This is a genomic window from uncultured Dialister sp. (assembly GCF_900541605.1).
Classification (GTDB): Bacteria; Bacillota; Negativicutes; order Veillonellales; family Dialisteraceae; genus Dialister.
Map to the genome: position 1 here is coordinate 1 of NZ_UQKJ01000171.1, position 3,349 is coordinate 3,349.

The 3,349-nt window shown below is 53.1% G+C and carries 2 protein-coding genes; both read right to left on the reverse strand.

The window, feature by feature from the left end:
• Positions 1-122: 122 nt before the first annotated feature.
• On the reverse strand, positions 123-1,277 hold the full coding sequence (locus QZR21_RS08680) for an MFS transporter (RefSeq protein ID WP_296096420.1): 1,155 nt from the start codon (positions 1,275-1,277) through the stop codon (positions 123-125).
• Positions 1,278-1,946: 669 nt separating this feature from the next.
• Complete coding sequence (gene sfsA, locus QZR21_RS08685; protein WP_296099437.1) at positions 1,947-3,092, reverse strand: DNA/RNA nuclease SfsA; 1,146 nt, start codon at positions 3,090-3,092, stop codon at positions 1,947-1,949.
• Positions 3,093-3,349 lie beyond the last annotated feature (257 nt).

The following is a 3,349-nucleotide window of genomic DNA, read 5'->3' on the forward strand; positions in this document are numbered from 1 at the left end:
CTCCTTAAATAGCTCGCTATTCGCGTCGAGTTATTCCTCGCATTGCATAAAAATCTAAGAATGAAATCTGACAACGATTTAATCAGTGCTTCCCTAGCTGACTATGAAAAGGGCAGTATCCTTCAGCCATTTTCTTTATGCCTCACTCGGTTTGCATAAACTATAATTCCCAGGGCCAGCTGGATCAGTCCTGCGGCAGCATAGACTTCCCACAGGCCGAAGGTCATGGATATGGCAGAGGACAGGAGGGGGCCCCACATGTTTCCAAACTGCTGGGCCGTATTGGAAAGGCCAAAAACCCGGCCACGGAAATCGGAAGGCGTAAACTTAACGAGGGCTGCATTAATGGAAGGATTCGCACCGATAACAAAACAGCCCGCTAAAAACTGGCAGAGTCCGAATCCTATGACCGAATCAGGCAAAGACTGAAGAATGGTAATGCAGCCTGCCAAAGAAAGGGTTACCGTGATGGCCTTGTAATACCCCTTTGACTGTCCTAATTTACCCCAAAGGGTCGTGGTCAATGCACCGGCCACTCCGCCGCTGGACATGATGATGCCGGAGACAAGCTCTATATTTCCGCTGTGATTCATGAGCTGGCTCACATAAAGAGAAGTTACGGGCTGGATCATGAGAAGCGTGGTCTGCAGGAAAAAAGTAATAAGCAGGAGCCCACGAACATGGTCATTTCCAAAGGCGTACTTCAGGTCCGCCGTGATGGATGTCTTTTCCACCGGCTTTTCTGTTTTCGTTCCCTTCTTTTCCCTGACGAAGAAAATAACCGCCCCTGCCACGATCCACAGAAAAAGAGCAGAAAGATAAAAGGTATTTTTCATACCTGCCACGTGGGACAGTGCGCCCCCCATGAGAGGGCCGCAGATACCGCCTACCACAAGGGACGTCTGGGCCATGCCCAGCGTGCCTCCCAGTTTTCTGGAGTCCGCACTGTCGGAAATAATAGCCATGGCAGCCGCCACGAAGCCATTGGCAAATCCCTGAAACGCCCGGGCCGCCATGAGCTGGTACTGATTCTGGCAGAGACCGCAGAAAAGATAGGAAAAACCGAGCAGCACCGCCGCCCGGATGGCCATCTTTTTCTTTCCCCCCACATCCGCCAGCTTCCCCCACACCGGCCCCATGACCGCAGCCACGAGGAAGCAGCTGGAGAAAACAAGACCGGTCCAAAGGGAAATTTCCCTTTCCGGCACCCCCATTTCCTCCAGGTAGAGAGGCAGGAAAGGAATAACCATGGTGTAGCCGGAGGAAACCAGAAACATACTGGCTATGAGGGTGATGATATTTTTATTCAGACTCAGGGCATTCCCCTCCTTTCGGAAACAACGTTCGACCACTCTATGTGAATAAATAAAAGGGCAGTGCCTTCGCCCAGGCTCCGCCTGCGGCATGGCTATGCGCAGCATGGCGAAGGCTGCCGCCTGGGCTCAAGGAAGGAATAGTATAAATCTGCGGCGCTATATAATCTGTGTGCCGCACCTTCAGCCCTGGCCAAAGGCCACTGCCTTGCCGACAGGCAGCGCCTTGCCACGCATAACCCCGGCCGCAGGCCGCTGCCCGAACAAAGCTCATTCATTCCTTGAAATCCATATACACTTTGAGAATGTTATTTAAGGAAGCGCTGATTAAATCGTTGTCAGATTTCATTCTTGGGTTTTTATGCAATGCAAGGAATAATCCGACGCGAATAGCGAGCTATTTAAGGAGGATTATGACGAAGCAGTGCATAAAAATCCTTATGAAATCTGACTCTGCGAATTAATCAGTGCTTCCCTAAAACCCCTGTACGTTCAGCCACACATTTAACCACTCGTCACCCGGCCCGCAGGGCCTGACCAGCTCAAGGCTAAAGGCTCAAAGCCCCGCACGAATGACTCAATCCGTAAAATTCCCAAATGAAAAGGACTGTGATTTCTCACAGTCCTTTTTGATTACCGAAAATACCGGTCCAGCCGGTTGATTTCAAAGTCCTCTTCGATTTTCACAAACTGCGGCAGGTGCAGGGGATTTTCTTCAAATCCGAAAAGATGGGAATCGCAGTGACAGTCGGTGCAGCCGAAGCCCTTCACAGACCAGTCCGCAATGTCCGACAGCCGGCCTGCCAGCCGGTGTTCCAGGTCCTCCTTTGTACGGATGGGAAGGGCCGCCAGGAACGAGCATTCCTGCCGGAGGTAGTCCATGTGCCAGTGCTTCTTCTTCCGGAGCGCCCGATGATGGGCCATGCGCTGGTCCAGGTTTCTCTTCGCCGATCCGGCATACACGTAGTACCCCTTCCGGTAATGGAGTGTACCCAGGCTGCCGGTGGGAATATCCCGGTCCTCTTCGAGATGGAGCACAATCATATAGTCCCCGGCATTGCCCATTTCCTCATCCAGCGCTTTGGCGGAGCTTCCTATGAGGCGGACGGACTCGGGCATGTGGAAATCTTCGGTCCAGGAAAGGCCCGCCGCCTTCCAGTCCAGTACATCCATGCCCTTCCGGAACCATTCCCCGAAGGGCAGGTCCGTATGGAAATTCGGAAGGAACCATTGGGCCTTCCGGTAATGGACAAGCACCAGGAGTCCCGCATGTTCCCCGTTTTCCGCCATGGTAACCAGGTGGGCCATATGTTTTTCTCCCCGCTCCGTGGGAGCGTCGGGAAACATGGCGCCCCTTTCACCGGAAAGGCTGCAGGATTTCACTTCCACCGGGAAGGTTTCCCCGGTGTCCGCATCCCCCAGGAGCAGGTCAAACCGGCTGTCTCCCATGGTCACCTCCCGGCCTGCGAGGAAATAGTTTTCCCATCCCGGGATTTTCCGGTGCTGCACCAGGTACGACGCCACGTCGTTGGCCTTCGTGGTGTCCAGGTAGAAAATGTCCTCCCCCTTTTTCACGCCCACCACCCGGTACGCCGTGCGGAGCCCCGGCCGGTTCGGCGTCAGGTACAGTGTAACCCCGGGAAAGAGGAATTCCCGCATCCTTCCGGGATTGGGCATGTGGCAGGTTTCCGCCTTGCCATGGACAAGGACATGGCACACAAACCGGTTCGGCCGGTCTATGAATGTGCCCTCAATGATTTCTTTATAAACAGGTTCCAAAGATGGCTCCTTTCGGGATTAAAACCGGATAGGCGATCTCCCATACAGGGTGAGGCCTTGAGCTTTTAGCCTTGCGTGGTCCAGCCGTTCCAAAGCGGATGTCGTATGATTTGACGTCATGCGAACGGGCGGGGGCTTCTAGCTGCTAGCTTCTAGCTGCTAGGGAAACGCTGATTTAATCAAGAAAATATCGTCAGAAAACGCATTTTCCTGTAAAATAGAGATAAAAGGTAAAAAGTGTCATGAAAGGCGGTATT

Excerpts from the sequence above, each read along its gene's own strand:
- QZR21_RS08680 (WP_296096420.1), bottom strand. The coding sequence starts at position 1,277 with ATGTTTCTGGTTTCCTCCGGCTACACCATGGTTATTCCTTTCCTGCCT.